The sequence below is a fragment of the Streptomyces polyasparticus genome, assembly GCF_014493765.1.
In the GTDB taxonomy this organism is placed as follows: Bacteria; Actinomycetota; Actinomycetes; order Streptomycetales; family Streptomycetaceae; genus Streptomyces; species Streptomyces polyasparticus.
The window spans coordinates 70,743-90,059 of record NZ_JACTVJ010000015.1; the positions used below are offsets into that span (position 1 = coordinate 70,743).

The 19,317-nt window shown below is 71.6% G+C and carries 19 protein-coding genes; 10 read left to right on the top strand and 9 right to left on the bottom strand.

From position 1 onward, the window contains the following. Positions 1-60: 60 nt before the first annotated feature. On the bottom strand, positions 61-1,350 hold the full coding sequence (locus H9Y04_RS29670) for a M14 family zinc carboxypeptidase (protein ID WP_308801163.1): 1,290 nt from the start codon (positions 1,348-1,350) through the stop codon (positions 61-63). A 354-nt stretch (positions 1,351-1,704) separates the two neighbouring features. Here H9Y04_RS29670 and H9Y04_RS29675 point away from each other — a divergent pair, with 354 nt between their 5' ends. The 3 genes from H9Y04_RS29675 (at position 1,705) to H9Y04_RS29685 (ending at position 4,714) form a co-directional block, all read left to right on the top strand. Further along, positions 1,705-2,820 (top strand): HesA/MoeB/ThiF family protein, encoded by a 1,116-nt coding sequence (locus H9Y04_RS29675; RefSeq protein ID WP_308801173.1) that lies wholly within the window; start codon positions 1,705-1,707, stop codon positions 2,818-2,820. Between the two features lie 13 nt (positions 2,821-2,833). Further along, on the top strand, positions 2,834-4,033 hold the full coding sequence (locus H9Y04_RS29680) for a hypothetical protein (RefSeq protein WP_187817164.1): 1,200 nt from the start codon (positions 2,834-2,836) through the stop codon (positions 4,031-4,033). A gap of 108 nt (positions 4,034-4,141) precedes the next feature. Beyond that, complete coding sequence (locus tag H9Y04_RS29685; RefSeq protein ID WP_187817165.1) at positions 4,142-4,714, top strand: hypothetical protein; 573 nt, start codon at positions 4,142-4,144, stop codon at positions 4,712-4,714. Positions 4,715-4,734: 20 nt separating this feature from the next. Here the strand turns inward: H9Y04_RS29685 and H9Y04_RS29690 are convergent, their stop codons facing one another. Next, on the bottom strand, positions 4,735-5,568 hold the full coding sequence (locus H9Y04_RS29690) for a MurR/RpiR family transcriptional regulator (RefSeq protein ID WP_187817166.1): 834 nt from the start codon (positions 5,566-5,568) through the stop codon (positions 4,735-4,737). A 346-nt stretch (positions 5,569-5,914) separates the two neighbouring features. Beyond that, positions 5,915-7,552, bottom strand: coding sequence for an ABC-F family ATP-binding cassette domain-containing protein (locus H9Y04_RS29695; RefSeq protein WP_187817167.1), 1,638 nt, complete (start codon positions 7,550-7,552; stop codon positions 5,915-5,917). 133 nt (positions 7,553-7,685) lie between these two features. Between H9Y04_RS29695 and H9Y04_RS29700 the strand changes: the two genes are divergently transcribed. Further along, a complete protein-coding gene (locus H9Y04_RS29700; protein WP_187817168.1) occupies positions 7,686-8,114 on the top strand; it encodes a hypothetical protein in 429 nt (142 codons plus the stop codon). Between the two features lie 71 nt (positions 8,115-8,185). On the opposite strand, the gene H9Y04_RS29705 is transcribed toward H9Y04_RS29700, so the two are convergent. Both H9Y04_RS29705 and H9Y04_RS29710 read right to left on the bottom strand, forming a co-directional pair. Then, positions 8,186-8,476, bottom strand: coding sequence for an excalibur calcium-binding domain-containing protein (locus tag H9Y04_RS29705; protein WP_187817169.1), 291 nt, complete (start codon positions 8,474-8,476; stop codon positions 8,186-8,188). 857 nt (positions 8,477-9,333) lie between these two features. Next, the gene (locus H9Y04_RS29710; protein WP_187817170.1) at positions 9,334-10,728 is read right to left on the bottom strand and encodes a cystathionine beta-synthase; all 1,395 of its coding nucleotides are present in this window, start codon (positions 10,726-10,728) and stop codon (positions 9,334-9,336) included. A gap of 229 nt (positions 10,729-10,957) precedes the next feature. Between H9Y04_RS29710 and H9Y04_RS29715 the strand changes: the two genes are divergently transcribed. From H9Y04_RS29715 to H9Y04_RS29730, 4 genes are all read left to right on the top strand, one after another. Beyond that, positions 10,958-11,986 (top strand): SGNH/GDSL hydrolase family protein, encoded by a 1,029-nt coding sequence (locus tag H9Y04_RS29715; RefSeq protein WP_187817184.1) that lies wholly within the window; start codon positions 10,958-10,960, stop codon positions 11,984-11,986. Between the two features lie 180 nt (positions 11,987-12,166). Continuing rightward, complete coding sequence (locus H9Y04_RS29720) at positions 12,167-12,574, top strand: SgcJ/EcaC family oxidoreductase (protein ID WP_187817171.1); 408 nt, start codon at positions 12,167-12,169, stop codon at positions 12,572-12,574. Positions 12,575-12,782: 208 nt separating this feature from the next. Beyond that, positions 12,783-14,003: an acetyl-CoA C-acetyltransferase gene (locus tag H9Y04_RS29725; RefSeq protein ID WP_187817172.1), complete on the top strand. Its 1,221-nt coding sequence runs from the start codon at positions 12,783-12,785 to the stop codon at positions 14,001-14,003. Between the two features lie 236 nt (positions 14,004-14,239). Then, positions 14,240-15,082, top strand: coding sequence for a hypothetical protein (locus H9Y04_RS29730; protein WP_438818165.1), 843 nt, complete (start codon positions 14,240-14,242; stop codon positions 15,080-15,082). A 76-nt stretch (positions 15,083-15,158) separates the two neighbouring features. On the opposite strand, the gene H9Y04_RS29735 is transcribed toward H9Y04_RS29730, so the two are convergent. Beyond that, on the bottom strand, positions 15,159-15,470 hold the full coding sequence (locus H9Y04_RS29735; protein WP_187817173.1) for a hypothetical protein: 312 nt from the start codon (positions 15,468-15,470) through the stop codon (positions 15,159-15,161). Between the two features lie 116 nt (positions 15,471-15,586). Here H9Y04_RS29735 and H9Y04_RS29740 point away from each other — a divergent pair, with 116 nt between their 5' ends. Then, positions 15,587-15,817 (top strand): DUF4287 domain-containing protein, encoded by a 231-nt coding sequence (locus H9Y04_RS29740; RefSeq protein WP_187817174.1) that lies wholly within the window; start codon positions 15,587-15,589, stop codon positions 15,815-15,817. A gap of 92 nt (positions 15,818-15,909) precedes the next feature. On the opposite strand, the gene H9Y04_RS29745 is transcribed toward H9Y04_RS29740, so the two are convergent. Next, a complete protein-coding gene (locus H9Y04_RS29745; RefSeq protein ID WP_187817175.1) occupies positions 15,910-16,791 on the bottom strand; it encodes a Bax inhibitor-1/YccA family protein in 882 nt (293 codons plus the stop codon). A gap of 205 nt (positions 16,792-16,996) precedes the next feature. Between H9Y04_RS29745 and H9Y04_RS48695 the strand changes: the two genes are divergently transcribed. Then, positions 16,997-17,071, top strand: coding sequence for a 50S ribosomal protein bL37 (locus H9Y04_RS48695; protein ID WP_374194360.1), 75 nt, complete (start codon positions 16,997-16,999; stop codon positions 17,069-17,071). Positions 17,072-17,194: 123 nt separating this feature from the next. Here H9Y04_RS48695 and H9Y04_RS29750 read toward each other — a convergent pair whose 3' ends face one another. Then, positions 17,195-17,863 (bottom strand): GOLPH3/VPS74 family protein, encoded by a 669-nt coding sequence (locus tag H9Y04_RS29750; RefSeq protein ID WP_187817176.1) that lies wholly within the window; start codon positions 17,861-17,863, stop codon positions 17,195-17,197. A 94-nt stretch (positions 17,864-17,957) separates the two neighbouring features. Continuing rightward, positions 17,958-19,145, bottom strand: coding sequence for an NADH:flavin oxidoreductase (locus H9Y04_RS29755; protein ID WP_187817177.1), 1,188 nt, complete (start codon positions 19,143-19,145; stop codon positions 17,958-17,960). Positions 19,146-19,317: the final 172 nt, after the last annotated feature.

Here is a 19,317-nt window from a genome sequence, read left to right on the forward strand (position 1 = left end):
GGGACCGGAGGCGTAGGGCCGGGGCGCACGGCTCGGGGTCTGCTCCGCCTCCGCCGACGCCTACGCCGAGGCCGACGCCACGATCTCCCTCATCACCCGTGTCTGCAGGGCGACCTGGGTCGCCACCGGCACCCAGGCCGCCCGGAACTCCGTCGCGAGCTCCGCGCACCACTCCCGCATCAGCCACTCGAGTGCCCGCGCCGCCCCCGCGGTACGAGCCGTCGCCGTCCGCCCCTGCGCGGTCCGTCCCTCCGCCAGGAGGGCCCGGCGCATCATCGCCGCCGCCCGCAAGGGGATGCGGCGGGCGGCGATGCCCATGGAGGTGCCGCTCCCGGCCGTCGCCGCGATGCCCGAGCCGCCGGGTGCGTACTCCCGCCAGGTGACGGCCACTTCGGGCGCCACATCGAGGAGTTCGCGGGCGGCGGCCTGGTACGGGGACGAGGGCTCGGGCACTCCGGCGAGCGCGTCGGACACCTGCTGCAGCCGCCCGAGCAGCAGGTCGCCCACCTTGCGCAGCTCGGCCGCGGGGTCGGCCACGGGGGTGGGGTCGCTCACGGCCGGCGCCGCCCACATGGGGGCCTCCACGACCACCGAGACGGTCCCGTACCGCGCGGGGTAGGTCCAGGTCGCCCGGGAGAGAAACCCCGAAGGGTCCTTCTCCTCCTGCTCCTGACCGCCCGCCGGCAGCCGCAGCACGCCAGGGCCGTCCACCAGCCAGTCGATCCCGTCGAAGGGGCGGAACTCCCAGGGCACCGCAAGCTCCGCGGCCACGTCGCGGAAGGCCTGCCCCGCGCCGGTGAGCGGCGCGGTCAACTGGACGAAGGATCCGCCGACTTCGTTGCCGTGCAGCGAGAACTGGACCACGGGCCGCAGCTCGTCGAGCACACCCATGAGCGCCCGCGACTCGGGCATGGGCGGCCGCCCGTCACCCGCTCCGGGCAGGAACTCGGGCTGCCGCGTGAAGTTCGGCCGGTAGAACCCGAGGTGGTACCCGAGGAGCGAAGGCCCCTCCAGGCCCTCGTGCCGGCGCGCTCCGTCGGGGTCGAGGCAGAGCAGCGCGTGCCAGGTGCAGTCCCGCTCCGCCAGCCAGCGCGGATCCCGTACGAACCGGCGCGCGAGCTCCAGCACGCTGGCGCCGCCGACCGGCTCGTTCGCATGCGCCCCGGCCACGGTCAGTACGTCACGGCTGCCGTGTCCCGCCGACAGCAGCCACAGGGCACGCCCGTCCCCGGACCTGCCCACCTCCCGCAGCCGCAGCAGCCGCGGGTGCTCCTCGGCAAGACGGCGGACGGCACGCTCCACGTCGTCGGCGGCCGGATACCGGTACATCGCCGCTCCGTGCTCAGGCACCGTCCACCCCCTTGCCCTGCCTGTTGCTGTTGTGCCGGATCAGGGATCCGATGCCGCTTCGCCGGATCAGGATCCGGTGCCGCGCCGGATCAGGATCCGGTGCCGCGCCGGATCAGGATCCGATCGAGTTGCTCTCGCCGGTCGTCTGCTTCTTGTCCAGCGGGCGAATCACGATCTTGGTCGCCATACAGATCCCACCTTCAACTCGCTTGATGTGCAAGGACGTTGCCGAATCCAGTGAGCGCTCCGGCACCTTGTCAAGGTTGGCATCTGTGATCAGAGTGTCAAGAGCGCATGCCGCCAACCAGAGGGGTCCTTGTGACAGTCGGTCTGCAGAGCATCGGGCGCCCCCGGGTGAAGCCCGAGCACCGGGCCTACCGGACCACCGACGGCCACGTACGCATCGGGAGCGTGATCTACGGCATCGGCGCCGAAGTCCTCGACCCCGACGGCTGGGTGTGGTCGCTGATCGAGGCCATGGACGGGACCCGGTCCGTCCCTTCGGTCCTCGCCACGGTGCGGGAGACGCACCCGGAGGTGCCGATGGAGGACCTCCGCGAGGCCCTGGCCGATCTCCTGGCGGCCGGCTTCGTGGAGGACGCGGCCGCCCCGGTGCCGCCGGAGCTCTCCGAGCGCGAGCAGGACCGGTACAGCCGCAGCGTCCCCTTGCAGCGCTGGATGGACCTCACTCCCCGCCGAAGCCCCTGGGACGTACAACTGCGCCTGCGGAACTCGCGCGTTCTCCTGCTCGGCGTGGGCGGCACGGGCGGATACGCGGCCCAGACCCTGGTCGCCTCCGGCGTCGGACACCTGCACTGCGTGGAGCCGGACGTGGTGGAACGGTCGAATCTCAACCGGCAGCCGCTCTTCGCGGAGAAGGACATCGGCCTGCCCAAACTCGACGCCGCCCTGGACGCCCTGCGCGCGCGCAACCCCGACGTGACCGTCACCGGCGAACGCCGTGAGGTGCGCGACCCCGACGACCTGGCCGAACTCATGTCCCCCGGCTACGACTTGCTGCTCCTCGCGGCCGACCGGCCGCCGGAGATCCGCAGATGGGCCAACCGCCGTTGCCTCGCCACGGGCACCCCCTGGGTCGACGCCGGCTATCACGGTCCGCTGGTCACGGTCGGTGTGCACAGGCCCGGATCCGGCGCCTGCTGGGAGTGCCACCGGGCGGGCGAGGTGGCACGCCGCGATCTGCGGGTCGGCCCCGGCCAGGACGAGGAGGTCGCCTCGCCGCGCCTCGACTGGAACCCCGCCAACGCGGTCACGGCCGCCCTGTCCGGCACCCTGCAGACCCACGCCGCGCTCGCCCTTCTGACCGGGGTGCCCGCCATGGAGCCCGGGTTCAGATTCGGGATCAACCTCATGGTGCCCGGCGACCCGGTACTCGAACGCTTCGACCGACTCCCCGACTGCCCGGCCTGCGGGGATGTCCCCGGCCGACCGCAGGACACCGATGGATGACCTCAGGACACAGATGGATGACCCCACGGGTCCGACCACGGTCAGGCTGCACCCGCTGGCCTGCCGGTCCGACCGCGACGAATGGATCGTGGGCCGCATGGCCACCGGGCAGTTCGTGGCGCTGCCCGAGGTCGGCAAACGCGTCATCGACCTGCTCCAGGAGGGCCTGAGCGTCCCCGACGTGGGGGTGCGCCTGCGTCAGGAGACGGGCGAGGACCTCGACGTACGGGAGTTCGTGACCGCCCTGATGGACCTGGAGTTCGTCGCCGAGGCGGACGGCCTGCCCGTGCCTGCCGCCCCGCCGGAACCGCCTCCGCTGAGCCGGGTGCGACCGCGCCATGTGCGGTGGACGCTGCACCCCGCGCTCCCGGTGACGGCCGCAGTGCTGGTCGCGGCGGCGCTCGTCCTCCTCGGCCACCGGCGGGATCTCTCGCTCGACTTCCGTACGCTGCTGTGGAGTTCACACGGCAGTCTCGTCATCGCCCTGCATGCGTCCGCCGGATGGGCGCTGCTCCTCCTCCACGAGACCGCCCACCTCCTGACGGCCCGTGCCACCGGAGTTCCGGGCCACATCGGTCTGGGCACGCGGCTGCAGTTCCTGGTGCTGCAGACCGACATCAGCGGCATCGAACTGGCCCCGCGCAGGCATCGGTTGACCGCCTATCTGGCCGGCATCGCGGTGAACCTGACCGCGTTCGCACTCGCCGTCCTGGGGGCCGCCGCGGTGCAGCCCGGCACGCTCCCGCACCGCGTCCTCCTGGCGCTCGCGCTGACAGCGCTGCTGCCCCTGCCGTTCCAGCTGATGGTGTTCATGCGCACGGACCTGTACTTCGTGCTGCAGGACCTGACCGGCTGCCGCGACCTCTACGGCGACGGCGTGGCGTACGCCGCGTACCTGGGCCGGCGGCTGCTGCGGCGCCCGCCCCGACCGGGATCGCCCGACGGCGATCCGAGCGCCCTGCTGCCCCGCCACGAGCGACGCGCGGTACGCATCTACACCGTGGTGCTCGTCGTGGGCACGGCGGCCTGTCTGGCCTTCCTGGCGGCGATCACGCTGCCCGCCGACCTCACGCTGCTGTCCGGCGCCGCGTCCGGCCTGGTGTCCGGCCACTCGGCCGCGGCCACCTTGGACGCGGCGGCGGTCCTGGTGTTCCTGGGCGGGCTGCACATCCTGTGGGCGGTGACCTGGCTGCGCAACCGCCGCCGCAAGTGACGCGCGGGCCGCGGTCGTTCACTCAGGACATTTTCATGCGGCGCCGCTACTCTCTGCCGCCGGTTCGGAAACAGGCTCCGGGCAGACCCGGCCGAAGGGAGCGGCAGCATGGCACGAGCAGGAGCGCAGGTACTGGCCCGGGTGGCCGTGGCCGTACGGGCCGGAGCCGCCCCCCTGTGGTGGCTCGGGGTCGTCGCGGCGGGTGTGGGCGCGCTGGTGCCGGGGCTGACCGGGCGCCGGATCGGCCTGCTCTCGGGTGCGGTGTTCTTCCTGCTCGCCCTGGCCGCGGTGTTCGCCGTACGGCGGGGGCGGTACGCCGCCCTGGCCGAGAGCGCGACCCGGGCCGCGAAGAACGATGTGCTCCAGGACCGGCGCGTCACCCTGCACAACTGGCGCCGTAGGCACCGCTGGTGGCTGGCCGCGGCCTTCCTCGCCGCGGTGGGCTCCTCCTTCGCGCTGCCCGCCGCGGGCGGCATGCTGCTCGCGGGCGCGGGGGCCGGCCTGTGGGCGAAGGCCGCCCGGCTGGGCCGGCTCGAACGGGACGCCGACGCGCTGCTGTGGGTACGTGTCGACTGGCTGGCGAAGGGACCCGCGGGCAAGCGGGTGGGGTCGTACCGCAGAACCGGGATCGCGGCCGGGGACGCGGCGCCGGGCGGGGCGCGGCGGCCGGCCCGGGTCTGAGCGCGCGCGGAGTCAGGAGGTCACTCCACGAACAGTCCCCGCTCCGCCGCCCGCGCGTCGAAGGCTTCGAGACGGGCCTGCGCCTCAGGCAGACCGTCGCACATGGCCTCCAGGAGGACGCGGCCGAGCAGCATCGGCGCGCACACCGTGTCGAAGGCGAGGCCCGTGCCGACGGCCGCGGGCAGCAGCAGATCGGAGACCTTGGCGACCGGGGCGAAGGCCGAGTCGGCGACCGTGACGACGGTCAGGCCGAGCGACTTCGCGTACGTGAGGGCCTCGACCACCTCGCGCGGGTGGCGGGGCAGCGCGAAGCACAGGACGGCCGTGGCGCCCGCGCGGGCCGCGGCTTCGAGGCGGTCCGCGAGCATCGTGCCGCCCTCGTGGAGCAGCCGTACGTCGGGGTGCACCTTGGCCGCGAAGTACGCGAAGCCGTACGCCTGGGACGCGGCCGCGCGCAGCCCGAGCACCGGCAGCGGACGGGAGGCGGCGAGCAGGGCGCCCGCCCGCTCCACCGGCGCGGGGTCCGCGAGGACCGAGGCGAGATGGCGCAGATTCTCGATCTCGGCCTCGACGGCCTGCTGGTACTCGTTGAGCTCGGCGGCGGCCCCCGCCTCCGCGGGCGCGACGTCCCGCAGATGCTTGCGCAGCGCCGGATAGCCGTCGAAGCCGAGGGCCACCGCGAAGCGGGTCACGGACGGCTGGCTGACACCGGCGAGTTCGGCGAGCTCCACCGAGGACAGGAACGGCACATCGGCGGCCCGGCGCACCATGCAGTGCGCGATCCGGCGCTGGGTGGGCGTGAGGCGGTGGCCTTCGAACAGCTCCTGAAGGCGGGCGGCCGGGGTGTCGGTCATGGTCAAGGTCCCTCGTACGACTCGTTCTGCTGCTGGGGTGTACAGGTCGGCTGCTGCGGAACGGCGGTCGGGACGCAGGGCCCGCATCCGCAACGCCCGTACGGCCGCGAGGAGTTCACAGCCCACCACGAGCAGCAGCGGAGCCGCGGAGAAGGGACCGAGCCCAGTCGGGCCCGGTTCGTCGAGCGCCGAAACGCATGCCGTCGGCAGGTGCGCGACCTCGGGACGACATCTGCGGTACCTCCCAGCCCCGGACAGTGACGCGCTATTCAGCGTCACAGCACTCTGCATGAGCATATGCAGCCGGGGCAAGGGCCTCGGGGGACACGGGCCGGCCCCTCAGCCCTCAGAGCTCGGTGACCTGCCCGTCCTCGACCCGCAGGCGGCGGGTCACACGGACCGCGTCGAGCATCCGGCGGTCGTGCGTGACGAGGAGCAAGGTGCCCTCGTAGGCCTCGAGCGCGGACTCCAGCTGCTCGATCGCCGGCAGATCGAGATGGTTGGTGGGCTCGTCCAGGACAAGCAGGTTCACGCCGCGGCCCTGGAGCAGCGCCAGCGCCGCCCGGGTGCGCTCACCGGGCGAGAGGGTGGCCGCGGGGCGGGTCACGTGCGCCGCCTTCAGGCCGAACTTGGCGAGCAGCGTACGCACGTCGGCCGGCTCGGTCTCGGGCACGGCGGCGCAGAACGCGTCGAGCAGCGGCGCGTCGCCGAGGAACAGGCCCCGGGCCTGGTCGACCTCGCCGACCAGGACACCCGAGCCGAGGGCGGCGGAGCCGGAGTCCGGGTCCAGACGGCCGAGCAGCAGCGCCAACAGGGTCGATTTCCCTGCCCCGTTGGCGCCGGTGATCGCGACACGGTCCGCCCAGTCGATCTGCAGGCTCGCCGGTCCGAAACGGAACTCCCCGCGCTGTACGGCCGCTTCGCGCAAGGTGGCGACCACGGAGCCGGAGCGCGCGGCGGACGCGATCTCCATGCGCAGCTCCCACTCCTTGCGCGGCTCGTCGACCACGTCGAGGCGCTCGATCGCGCGCTGCGTCTGACGGGCCTTCGCCGCCTGCTTCTCGCTCGTCTCGCCGCGGAGGTTCTTGCCGATCTTGTCGTTGTCGGTGGCCTTGCGGCGGGCGTTCCTGACGCCCTTGTCCATCCAGCCGCGCTGCATGGCGGCCCGGCTCTCCAGGGCGGAGCGCTTGCCGGCGTACTCCTCGTACTCCTCGCGTGCGTGGTCGCGGGCGCGCTCGCGCTCCTCCAGATAGGACTCGTAGCCGCCGCCGTAGAGGTTGATCTGCTGCTGCGCGAGGTCGAGTTCGAGGACCTTGGTGACCGTACGGGCCAGGAACTCGCGGTCGTGGCTGATGACGACCGTGCCGGCGCGCAGCCCCTGCACGAAGCGTTCGAGCCGCTCCAGGCCGTCGAGGTCCAGGTCGTTGGTGGGCTCGTCGAGCAGGAAGACGTCGTAGCGGGACAGGAGCAGCGAGGCGAGTCCGGCGCGGGCGGCCTGGCCACCCGACAGCGCGGCCATCGGCAGGTCGAGGCCCACCGCGAGCCCGAGGTCGTCGGCGACCTCCTGGGCCCGCTCGTCCAGGTCGGCGCCGCCGAGGTTCAGCCACCGGTCGAGGGCGTCCGCGTACGCGTCGTCCGCGCCCGGCGCACCGTCCACGAGCCCCTGCGTCGCCGCGTCGAGCGCGGCCTGCGCCGCGGCCACGCCCGTACGGCGGGCCAAGAAGTCGCGTACGGACTCGCCGGGGCGGCGCTCGGGCTCCTGGGGCAGATGCCCGACGGCGGCGCCGGGCGGAGAGAGCCGCAGCTCACCGGTCTCGGGGGCGTCGAGCCCCGCGAGCATCCGCAGCAGGGTCGACTTCCCGGCGCCGTTGACACCGACCAGACCGATGACGTCGCCGGGCGCGACGACGAGGTCGAGACCGGCGAAGAGCGTGCGGTCACCGTGCGCGGCGGTGAGCTTTTTGGCGACGAGAGTGGCAGTCATGATCGGGCCACTTTATCGGCGGGTCCGGGGTGGCCGGGCGGCTCACGCCCCTAGGCGGCGGGGTCTGCCCGACCCTGGAACGGGGGGTTAGCCCCACTGCTTTTCGCGCCGCCGCTTCGTACCGTTTTCTCTTATGGAAGACCGAGACGCTGAGCTGAAGAAGGAACTCCAAGCGACCCTGCACACCCGCAGGGAGCTCGGCGAGGACTACGAACCCGCGCTGGTCGAGTCGTTCCTCAAGAAGGTCGAGGACCGTCTGGACGCGACCGTGGACCGCCGGATGCGCCGTCTGATGGCGGAGCAGCAGATGGCGGTCGCCCGCGAGGCCCGCAGCCCGCGCGGCTCGGCGGACGCCTGGGGCGAACGCTTCGGCTTCGCGATCGTCTCCCTGATCCTCGCCATCCCGCTCTCGGCCATCGCCGCGGTCAACGCGGATCTGCCGGGACTCATCGTGGCGTGGCTGGGCATCGTGGGCGTGAACGCGGTCCACGCGATGCACCGCTTCCCGCAGTTCGGGCGGAGCCGCAGGGCGCGAGGGCAGGACTCGGACTGGGAGGACTGAGGTCCAGGACTCAGGGCTCAGGGCACGGGGCACAGGGCGCGGGGCACAGGACTCACCGTGAGCCTGACGCCCTACTCGCAGCCCACCCCGTCGCCATCGCGGTCCAGATGCCTCGCGTATCCCGGATCGCCGCGGCGGATCGGGGCCTTGCCCGCGGCACGGACCGCTGTGCAGTTCTCGTAGTGGACCGCGCCGCCACCGCCGGTCGCCGCGCCGGAATCACCGCCCGTGCTCTGCTGGTTGCCACCCGAACGCGGAGCAGCCGTCTCGGAAACCGTCTCGGTCACCGTCGGCGTGGCCGTCGGCTCGGCGGTCTCCGTGACGGTGACCGCAGGAGCGGGGGCCGGAGTCTCGGTCACCATCTGTGTGACGGTCTGCGTCACCGTCGGCGTCGGCGCAGCCTCCCCCGCCGAAGCGGATCCCTCACCTCCGGCCACAGCCCCCAGGGCGAACGCGGCCACCGCACCACCGGCACAGACCGCGACCCAACGACGCTTGCTGCCGCGCCCGGGCTCGGGCCCAGACCCGCCAAAAGGGTTCCGGTGCCCGTTCGGGGGCTGATTCCCGCCCGGGTTCGGATTCCACGGCGGAGTCTGGTTCCAGTTGGGGGAGGTCACTGCGTCGGCCAACCATCTGCAGGCAGGGGATAAGAACCCCACGAACCTACGGATGCCGTAAGGAGGGAAACAGAGGCCGAAGTTCTCTCGGCAAGGACCCAAGGGCCCGCACCGAAGCCGACGAAAGTCCCGCACCCCCGGAACAGAGCGACTCGCAGGGCCCGCCGCACCCCCGTTTGACGGGGGGCGGGACGACGGCGAGCCCCGCGAGTGGGCGCGGGCCGGGTCAGGGCCGGCAGGTCACGCCCATGGCGTCGAGGAGGTCCGGGAGCCGCTCCGGAGGTCCTGCGCCGCTCGGTGCCGGCTGCCCCGGGGGAGCCGCTCCCCGTCGCTGCCGACAAGAAGAACGATGCCGGACGCGTGTTAAGCGCGTGCTGCGCACACATGTCGCGTGCGTGCACTTTTCCACGGGCCGTCCGAGGGCTCGAACACCCTTTCCCACGAGGCCCTTTGACGCCCTGCGACGCCACCACCAGGCACGGCGGCCGCCACGGAAACGGCCGCGCCTCCCGTACGTTCCGTACTCCCGTACTTCTCGTACATCCCGTACTCCCGTACTCCCGTACTTCTCGTACGGACAAGGCGCGGCCCGTGCCTCCGGACTACTTGGCGCCGCCCGCCAGGAACGCCAGCAGGTCCTGCCGGCTGACGACTCCCTTGGGCTTGCCCTCCACGAGCACGATCGCCGCGTCCGCCCCGGCCGCCGACCCGAGCACCGCCATCAGATCGCCGACCGGCTCACCGGATCCGACCTGCGGCAGCGGCGCCGACATGTGCTTCTCCAGCGGGTCGCCGAGCGAGGCGCGCTGGGCGAACAGGGCGTCGAGCAGCTCGCGTTCGACCACCGAGCCGACGACCTCCGCGGCCATCACGTCGGGGTGTCCCGCGCCCGGCTTCACGATCGGCATCTGCGAGACCCCGTACTCGCGAAGGACCTCGATCGCCTGCCCGACCGTCTCCTCGGGGTGCATATGGACGAGGTGCGGCAGCGCGCCCTCCTTGTACCGCAGCACGTCCCCGACGCTGGCGGACGCCCCGGCATCCTCCAGGAAGCCGTAGTCCGCCATCCACTCGTCGTTGAAGATCTTCGAGAGGTAGCCGCGCCCCGAGTCCGGCAGCAGGACGACGACCACGTCGTCCTCGCCGAGCTCCTTGGCGACCTCGAGCGCCGCCACGACCGCCATCCCGCAGGAGCCGCCCACCAGCAGGCCCTCCTCCTTGGCGAGGCGGCGCGTCATCTGGAAGGAGTCCTTGTCGGAGACGGCGACGATCCGGTCCGTCACCTCGCGGTCGTACGCGGTCGGCCAGAAGTCCTCGCCGACGCCCTCGACCAGGTACGGGCGTCCGGAGCCGCCGGAGTAGACGGAGCCCTCGGGGTCGGCGCCGACGATCTGCACGCCGCCTTCGCTGATCTCCTTGAGATAGCGGCCCGTGCCGGAGATGGTGCCGCCCGTGCCGACGCCCGCGACGAAATGGGTGATCTTCCCGGCCGTCTGCTCCCACAGCTCGGGACCGGTGGTCTCGTAGTGCGAGCGCGGGTTGTTGGGGTTGGAGTACTGGTCGGGCTTCCAGGCTCCGGGGGTCTCACGGACCAGGCGGTCGGAGACGTTGTAGTACGAGTCGGGGTGCTCGGGATCGACCGCCGTCGGGCAGACCACGACCTCCGCCCCGTACGCGCGCAGCACGTTGATCTTGTCCGTGGACACCTTGTCCGGGCAGACGAAGATGCACTTGTAGCCCTTCTGCTGGGCCACGATCGCGAGTCCCACACCGGTGTTGCCCGAGGTGGGCTCGACGATGGTGCCGCCCGGCTGCAGCTCACCGCTCTTCTCGGCGGCCTCGATCATCCGCACCGCGATGCGGTCCTTCACGGAGCCGCCCGGGTTGAAGTACTCGACCTTGGCCAGGACGGTCGCCCTGATGCCCTCGGTCACCTTGTTGAGCCTCACCAGCGGGGTGTTGCCGACGAGACTGATCATCGAGTCGTGGAATTGCACCGTTGTCTCCGGGTTCTGCGGCGTTCTGCGGTGATTGCCTGAGGTTCTGCGGTGTTCTGCGGCGATTGCCTAAGACGGCCGTCAGCTTAAGTCTCCGGCAGGTGCGGGGAGGGACACTCTCCCCGACCGAGATTGGACGACCTGGCCCACGGGGCAAGCAGTTCTTGTACGGCGGTGTGCGACGCCGGCGCGTGCGGGTGTGCGGAGCCGTCGTGTGAAAGGGAGGTGGCTGCGGTCCATGTCGAGGGCGAGGGTGGCACGGCGGATCGCCGCGGGTGCGGCATTCGGTGGCGGAGGTATCGGGCTCGTGGGCGCGGCCGCGGTGGGTCTGGTGCTCGCGGAGGTCCAGCTGGCGAAGCGTTCGGTGGGCAACGGGGTGGCCCCGATCCCACCACGCGCCAATGGTGTGTACGGACGGTCCTACGACGACGGCTCGCGCCCGCTGCGCCTGACGATGCTGGGCGATTCCACGGCGGCGGGGCAGGGGGTGCGCCGCGCACGCCAGACCCCGGGCGCGCTGCTCGCGCAAGGGCTCGCGGCGGTGGCGGAGCGGCCGGTCGAGCTGGTGAACGTGGCGCTGCCCGGCGCCCAGTCCGACGATCTGGACCGCCAGGTGACGCTGGTCCTCGCGAACAGTGATCCGGCCCCCGACGTCTGCGTGATCATGATCGGCGCGAACGACGTCACACACCGTATGCCGCCGACGAAGTCGGTCCGTTATCTCGCTTCGGCCGTACGGCGGCTGCGGACGGCGGGGGCGGAGGTGGTGGTCGGCACGTGTCCGGACCTGGGCTCGGTGGAGCAGGTGTACCAGCCGCTGCGATGGCTGGCCCGCCGGGTCTCCCGCCAGCTCGCGGCCGCCCAGACGATCGGCACCGTCGAACAGGGCGGCCGTACCGTGTCGCTCGGGGATCTGCTGGGGCCCGAGTTCTCGGCGAATCCGCGCGAGATGTTCTCGCTGGACAACTACCACCCGTCCGCGGAGGGGTATGCGACGGCGGCGATGGCGGTGCTGCCGACGGTGTGTGCCTCGCTGGGGCTGTGGCCGGCGGAGGAGGAGCGGCCGGATGTGACGCGCAACGAAGGGTTCCTGCCGGTGGCCCGGGCGGCGGCGGAGGCGGCGTCGGAGGGCGGTACGGAGGTCACGGCGGCGATGTCTGCAGGGCCGCGAGGGCCCTGGGCGCTCCTCAAGCGCCGGCGCCGCCAGCGCATCGAGGAACCGGAACAGCCGGCGGCTGCGGAGCCGTCCACGCCGTGAGCGTCGGCTGGCGTCACGGGGGCTCCGCTGGTGGCTGTCGCCCCAGGCCCCCGGCCCCCGGTTTCGTCGTGGGTCGGTGCCGGGGCGGGGTACCCCACCCCAGCGCACACGCACCCGCAGGAAGGCGCGGCGCTCAACTCGGTTGACCTCAAGGTTGGTTGAGGTTGCAGAGTGGTCGGCATGGACACGTACACAAACGCAGACGCCGAGCTCAAAGCCATTGCCGAGGTCATCGCCACCATCGAGCACTCCCAGGTGAACGAGCTCCCCGGGGAGTTCCTCGGCCTCTTCCGCCAGGACGCCATCTGGACCACCGCCCACGGCAGGACACTTCGCGGCCTGGACGAGATCGCCGCGTTCACGCGGAACGCCCTGCCGGGCTCGATGGCGAACGGTTCCGTGCGCTACGAGCTCGTGGACGTCCTGTTCATCCGCCCCGACGTCGCCGCCGTCAAGGCCCGCGGCCAGTACCTGACGCTCGACGGCGAGCCCACCGGCAACCCGACCTCTCCTCTGTACGTGATGGCCAAGGAGGACGGGCGCTGGCTCCTGACCGCCAACCAGAACACCTTCCAGCTGCCCGAGTGACGGGCACCACGGCCCCGGAGGCGGTTTTGCGTGGGCGGCACCCATACCGCAAAGCCACCTCCTGAGCGTACGCTTAGGAACGGACGACTAAGCGCACGCTCAGAAAGAGGTGGGCGTCACAGCCCGTACCCGGTGACCTTGACCGTACGGGCGGGTAACTTCCCCCGCGACGCCCACCCCAGCCGCCCCCCGAGAACCGGAGTCCGTGATGCCCGAAGCCGTGATCGTCTCCACCGCCCGCTCCCCCATCGGCCGCGCCGGCAAGGGCTCCCTCAAGGACCTGCGCCCGGACGACCTCACCGCCACGATCATCCAGGCCGCCCTGGCCAAGGTTCCCGAGCTGGACCCGAAGGACATCGACGACCTGATGCTCGGCTGCGGTCTGCCGGGCGGCGAGCAGGGCCACAACCTGGGCCGGATCGTGGCCGTGCAGATGGGCATGGACCACCTGCCGGGCTGCACCATCACCCGCTACTGCTCCAGCTCGCTGCAGACGACCCGCATGGCGCTGCACGCGATCAAGGCCGGCGAGGGCGACGTCTTCATCTCGGCCGGTGTCGAGACCGTCTCGCGTTTCATCAACGGCTCCTCGGACGGCATGCCGGGCACGCACAACCCGATCTTCGCCGAGGCCGAGGCCCGTACCGCCGAGGTCGCCCAGTCCACCGGCTCCACCTGGCACGACCCGCGCGAGGACGGCCTGCTGCCCGACGCGTACATCGGCATGGGCCAGACCGCCGAGAACCTCGCCCGCATCAAGGGCGTGACGCGTCAGGACATGGACGAGTTCGGCGTCCGCTCGCAGAACCTCGCCGAGGAAGCCATCAAGAACGGCTTCTGGGAGCGCGAGATCACCCCGGTCACGCTCCCCGACGGCACGGTCGTCAGCAAGGACGACGGGCCGCGCGCGGGCGTCACCATGGAGGGCGTCGCGGGCCTCAAGCCCGTCTTCCGCCCCGACGGCATGATCACCGCGGGCAACTGCTGCCCGCTGAACGACGGCGCCGCGGCCGTGGTCGTCATGAGCGACACCAAGGCCCGCGAGCTGGGCCTGACCCCGCTCGCCCGCATCGTCTCCACCGGCGTGACCGGCCTGTCCCCCGAGATCATGGGCCTGGGCCCGGTCGAGGCCAGCAAGCAGGCGCTGAAGCGCGCGGGCCTGACCATCGACGACATCGACCTGGTCGAGATCAACGAGGCCTTCGCGGCCCAGGTGATCCCCTCGTACCGCGACCTGGGCATCGACATCGACAAGCTGAACGTCAACGGCGGCGCCATCGCCGTCGGCCACCCCTTCGGCATGACCGGCGCCCGGATCACCGGCACGCTGATCAACAGCCTGCAGTTCCACGACAAGCAGTTCGGTCTGGAGACCATGTGCGTCGGCGGCGGCCAGGGCATGGCGATGGTCATCGAGCGTCTCAGCTAGTGCACCAGAGGGTGACGACCGAGCTCCGGCCGTGACCCAATCTCCCCCAGGATGTGACCAATGTCCTGGGGGAGCTGCATTTCCGCAGGTCAGAGCCCTACACCCGTTCGGGTGAGGTCTAAGGACCCGTCCGATTCGTGACCTTCTCCACTGACAGGCTTTACGGCAGCACGACAAGCTGATGTAGGAAGTCGGGGGTCGACTTTGAATCCAGGAGTACGTCAGTGAGTGTCACCTTGAGTGTCCTGCTGCTCGCCATCGCCGCTGCCACGGCCATGGTCGGCGCCGCTGCCCTGCACACCGTGCGCGGGCTGAACCGGCAGATATCGGCACTGCGGTCCGAGCTGGCCGCCGACCGCGCCGCGGCCGGACAGGCCCGCGTCCCGGCGGCGCGTTCCGCCGCGGACCACCCGGACACCGATGCGATACGCATCGCCGTGTCCGAGGCCCTGGCCGAGGAGCGCGAGCGCGAGCTCGCCGAGGCCCGTGCGTTCTGGGCCGCCCAGGAGGCGCGGGACGCCGCCGACGCCCCGTCGCTGCTCGGCAGCCTGCCGCCGAACCTGGCGGAGGAGCTGTTCCTGCCGCGCCAGTCGGACTTCGTCGGCCTGGAGCGCGAGCTCGGCTTCGCCGAGGGCGAGCTGGAGCTGGCCGAGGAGCCGGCCGCCGCCGACGAGTACCCGGGCGACTCCCCCGAGCTCGCCGCGGCCCGCCGCCGTCACCCCTCGCACCCGGACTTCGTCCCGGTGCAGGCCATGGGCAACGCCAAGGAGACCCTCGGCGGCGACCACGAGCACACCGCGGCCCGCCTCGCGGCGCTCGCCGACGCCCGTACCGCCCTGTGCGACGTCCGTCCGGGCCCGCTCGGCACGCTCGACGTCTATGTCTTCACCGACGGCACCACGCTCTGCATGACCCCCGGTCACCGCGAGACGGCGGAGCGCCTGGCCGCCGCGCTGCGGGGCGGCGACACCCCGGTCCTGCTCGGCGGCTCCGGAGTTTCCGGCGCCTACTCGCTGACGTTCGCGTGCGGCGACGAGAACGTGTACATCCTGGCCGACCGCGTGATCGCCTCGGCCTGACACCCTGGATCAAGACCCCGTACGGCAAGTGCGCCGGGTGCCCCGCAAGGGCACCCGGCGCACTGCTGTGCACAGGTCACACACCGGCGCGTTGCTGCGCCTCCTCGACCAGCGCGACCGCTTCCGCCAGCTCCTCATGATTTTTCAGTACGAGGGACAAGTCCCGTCCGGCGACCGTCACTTGATCCGCGACCGCGAACATCCCGGCGTCGGGCATCACCCGAGGCTCGCCCTCGACGCCCTCGTTGATCTGGGCACGCCGTGCCAACTCGCTGGCCAGAGCGAGCGCTTCGGCCGCGGCACCTCTTTGCAGCCGGCTCTGCGGCGCGGCCCGCAGACGGTCGGCGAAGCGGTCCACGGCGGCGTTCAGAGGCGTCGTATCAAGCACAGGGCGACCCTATGCGCCTCCCGCGGGGCATTGCCAACACACAAACGCTCAGGCACGGTGGCGTGAAGAGGACTGCCGACCCCACACGCCCGATACGCCAGCGTCCGGAGGCGCCGATGTCCCTTGTCTTCTCCGAGGAGACCCATCGCAACCTGCTCGCCCGCATCCCCCACTGCACCGGCCGCGAAGTGTCCGACTGGCTGCGCGCCGTCGACGACGGCCCCGCGTTTCTCCGCTTCGAGGAAAAGGTCAGCTGGCTTCGCCATGAGTACGACCTCGCGTATGGCCACGCCAAGGCGATCGTCCACGAGTACGACATGAGGAGGGCCGCGCGCAGGCTGCGTTGAGCACCGACGAGACCGGCGCCTGCATACATGAAGGGGCTCCCGGCAGATGCCGGGAGCCCCTTCATGTGGTTACTGCCTCACTGACCCTGCGGTCAGTCGTTGCCCTGCAGGATGGAGATCAGGCGGAGCATCTCCAGGTAGATCCAGACCAGGGTCATGGTGAGACCGAAGGCCGCCAGCCACGACTCCTCGCGCGGCGCGCCGTAGGCGATACCGTCCTCGACCTGCTTGAAGTCCAGGGCGAGGAAGAAGGCGCCGAGCAGGATGCCGACGATGCCGAAGACGATGCCGAGGCCGCCGCTGCGGAAGCCGAGGCCGTCACCGCCGCCGAACACCATGAACAGCAGGTTGACCGCGGTGAGCACCATGAACGAGATGGCCGCGATCATCAGGTAGCGCGTGAAGCGCGCGGTCACGCGGACGATACGGGTCTTGTAGAGGACCAGCATCGTCGCGAACACGGCCATGGTGCCGAGGACGGCCTGCATGGCGGCGCCCGGCGCGACGAACGTGTTGACGTAGTTGCTGATCGCGCCGAGGAAGAGACCCTCGAGCGCCGCGTACGTCAGGATCAGCGCGGGAATCGGCTTGCGCTTGAACGACTGGACGAGGGCGAGCACCATCGCGACCAGACCGGCGCCGACGGCCAGGCCCAGGCTCAGGTCGGTGACCCAGGCGACGGTGGCGCCGGCGATGACCAGGCCGAGCGTGATGCCCGTACGGGCCACCACGTCGTCCATCGTCATCCGGTTGCCGGTGGTGACGGGCGCCTGCGGGGCGCCGTACTGGAGGTCCTGCTGCGCGTAAGGGTTCGTAGGCGCGGCGGTGGGCTGCGCGTACGGGTTACCGCCCGCGTAAGGGTTGCCCTGGGTGCCTACGGCGGGGCCCCCGGCCTGCGGCCCGGCGTTGAAGCCCGCGTGGCCGTTGTCGCGGCTGAACCCCCGTCGCGAGAAGACCGGGTTGCTGCTCCTCATTTCACTCCTCCATGGCCACCCTGCGTGGCCTTAGGTCAAGAGTAATGCGTTAGCAAAAGATGCACCCTAGTGCTCAGGGAGGATCTTTCCTATCCCTTGAACGACCGGCCTCCGCTTCCTGTTCCTCGCGCCCCTCGGCGCCCTCGAACCTAGACTCGCAAAGGCATGGGCAATCCGCCCGAACCCCCACGAACAGGGAGGCCTCATGTCCGCACGAGGCAACAAGCGCCGCGCCCGCAAGAAGAAGAAGGCCAACCACGGCAAGCGCCCCAACACCTGAGCCGCGCTTGCGCCGACCGAAGGACCGCACCCGCTTCGTGGGGGTGCGGTCCTTTCGTTCGTACGGGATGAGCCTCTCGTTCGTACGGAATGGACCCTTCGTCCGTACGGGATGAGCCCTGGCCTATCCGGCCGCCGCCACCGTCACCACCGTGGCCGCGGTCACCGCCGCCATCAGGGCCTGCATGTCACGGATCGCGGCGCGCACGCTCTCGCCCGCCCACTCACCGGCCGCCACCTGCTCCATCCGCGGCGCGATGTCCCCCCGGCGCTCGCCGGGAAAGGCCACCTCGTGCAGCCGCGCCCCGTGGACGAGCGCGATCAGACCGGCCGTCCGTACGTCCGGCTCGGCGTCGCGCAGGACGACGGCGTTCAGGCGGTCGCGCAGCTCGCGCTCCACCGTGCCGTCGGCCTCGGGATAGCGCCGTACGGGAAAGATCCCCAGCGCCTTGCGCTTCTCCTCGACGACCACGCCCCGGGCGCACAGCCGCGCGACGACCGGAGCGACGGCCCTGCCCTGCTCCTTGCCGAGCCATTCGTTCACGCGCCGCTCGCCGCGCTCGCCGATCCACTTCCGCAGCAGCTCCACCCGGTCGTCGAGCAGCGGCTCCCCGGTGGGCTTCGCGTCCACGACGGCGACGTGCTTGCCCCGTACCGCCACCCGCCCGGCGAGCACGAGCTCGAGCAGCAGCGCGCCCGCCACCGCCCAGCCCGCGGCGTCGCGCTTCTTGGCCGACCCGGACTCGTCGTCGAGGGAGAGCAGCATGATCTCCTCGGCCAGCGTGATGGTCATCCCCGTACCCCTTTGTGCTGGTGCGCCTTCGTACCGGCGCGGTCATTGAGGATCCTGCTGCCCGCACCCTGAGGAGTTCAAGCAATCGCGGAGTTCAAGCGATCAGCGGACAACGCGTGCCCGTGTAGATGGTCGGCATGCAGCGGTTGCAGTGGATGCAGAGGGAGGGGGTCGCGGAGTCGGCGCGGATACGGGCGGGCAGATCGGGTTCGCGCAGCAGCGCGCGGGCCATCGCCACGAACGCGAAGCCCTCGGCCATAGCCCGGTCCATGCCCGCGCGGTCGGTGACGCCACCGAGGAGGGCGAGCGGCAGGGTCAGAGCGCGGCGGAAACGGCGGGCGTCGTCGAGGAGGTACAGGGGCTCGTACGGGTAGGCGCGCAGGAACGACCGCCCGGCCAGGCGGATGCCGAGGCGCTGCGGCTGCGGGAAGTGGGCGGCGAACTCCTTGACGGGGGCGCCGCCGCGGAAGAGGTACATCGGGTTGAGCAGCGAGCTGCCCGCAGTGAGGGTCAGGGCGTCCACCGAGCCCGCCTCCTGCAGCCATGCGGCGACCTGGAGGCTGTCCTCCACGCCGAGTCCGCCGCGTACGCCGTCGGTCATGTTCAGCTTCGCCGTGATCGCGATCCGGTCCCCCACCTTCCGCCGTACGGCTTCGGCGATGGCCAGGGCGAAACGGGCGCGGTTGGGGAGGGTGCCGCCGTAGGCGTCGGTGCGTTTGTTGAGGCGGGGGCTGAGGAAGGCGCTGGCCAGGTAGTTGTGGCCCAGGTGCAGTTCCACCGCGTCGAACCCGGACTCGGCGGCCCCCCAGGCCGCGTCGGCGTGCGCCTGCGCGATGCGCTCCAGGTCCTCGGCGGTGGCCGCCCGGTTCCGGCGCAGGCTCACGGGGCTGAACTCGCCCATCGGCGACAGGGCCCGCATCCCGTTGGACCGCGCGTCGGCCACGGGACCGGCGTGCCCCAGCTGCAGGGAGACCGCGGCCCCGGCCTCGTGCACGGCGTCGGTGAGCCTGCGCAGCCCGGGAAGCGCCTCGGGCCGCATCCACAACTGCCCGCGCTGGGTGCGCCCTTCGGGCGCGACGGCGCAGTAGGCCACGGTGCTCATGCCCACGCCGCCCTCGGCGGGCCGCCGGTGGTAGGCGATCAGTTCATCGGTGACGAGGCCGTCCGGCACGACCCCTTCGAAGGTGGCCGCCTTGATGATCCGGTTGCGCAGCCGCAGGGGGCCCAGACGTACGGGCGCGAACACGTCGGGGACGGGGCTCGGTTCCGGTACGGGTGTCATGAGGGCCAGCATCCCGCACAACTGACGGCCCGTCAGCAAGTGGGGCGACCCTCGTTCCGCGCTCGGACCGGACCTCGTCCAGCACTCCGGCCGGTCCTCGTCCAGCACTCCGGCCGGTCCTCGTCCAGCACTCCGGCCGGTCCTCGTCCAGCACTCCGGCCGGTCCTCGTCC

What these genes read in the sequence shown, in the direction of transcription:
- H9Y04_RS29680 (WP_187817164.1), top strand. Translation starts at nt 2,834, where the DNA reads ATGGATGACCCCACGGGTCCGACCACGGTCAGGCTGCACCCGCTGGCC.
- H9Y04_RS29685 (WP_187817165.1), top strand. Translation starts at nt 4,142, where the DNA reads ATGGCACGAGCAGGAGCGCAGGTACTGGCCCGGGTGGCCGTGGCCGTA.
- H9Y04_RS29690 (WP_187817166.1), bottom strand. Translation starts at nt 5,568, where the DNA reads ATGACCGACACCCCGGCCGCCCGCCTTCAGGAGCTGTTCGAAGGCCAC.
- H9Y04_RS29695 (WP_187817167.1), bottom strand. Translation starts at nt 7,552, where the DNA reads ATGACTGCCACTCTCGTCGCCAAAAAGCTCACCGCCGCGCACGGTGAC.
- H9Y04_RS29700 (WP_187817168.1), top strand. Translation starts at nt 7,686, where the DNA reads ATGGAAGACCGAGACGCTGAGCTGAAGAAGGAACTCCAAGCGACCCTG.
- H9Y04_RS29705 (WP_187817169.1), bottom strand. Translation starts at nt 8,476, where the DNA reads ATGGTGACCGAGACTCCGGCCCCCGCTCCTGCGGTCACCGTCACGGAG.
- H9Y04_RS29720 (WP_187817171.1), top strand. Translation starts at nt 12,167, where the DNA reads ATGGACACGTACACAAACGCAGACGCCGAGCTCAAAGCCATTGCCGAG.
- H9Y04_RS29725 (WP_187817172.1), top strand. Translation starts at nt 12,783, where the DNA reads ATGCCCGAAGCCGTGATCGTCTCCACCGCCCGCTCCCCCATCGGCCGC.
- H9Y04_RS29740 (WP_187817174.1), top strand. Translation starts at nt 15,587, where the DNA reads ATGTCCCTTGTCTTCTCCGAGGAGACCCATCGCAACCTGCTCGCCCGC.
- H9Y04_RS29745 (WP_187817175.1), bottom strand. Translation starts at nt 16,791, where the DNA reads ATGAGGAGCAGCAACCCGGTCTTCTCGCGACGGGGGTTCAGCCGCGAC.
- H9Y04_RS29750 (WP_187817176.1), bottom strand. Translation starts at nt 17,863, where the DNA reads ATGACCATCACGCTGGCCGAGGAGATCATGCTGCTCTCCCTCGACGAC.
- H9Y04_RS29755 (WP_187817177.1), bottom strand. Translation starts at nt 19,145, where the DNA reads ATGACACCCGTACCGGAACCGAGCCCCGTCCCCGACGTGTTCGCGCCC.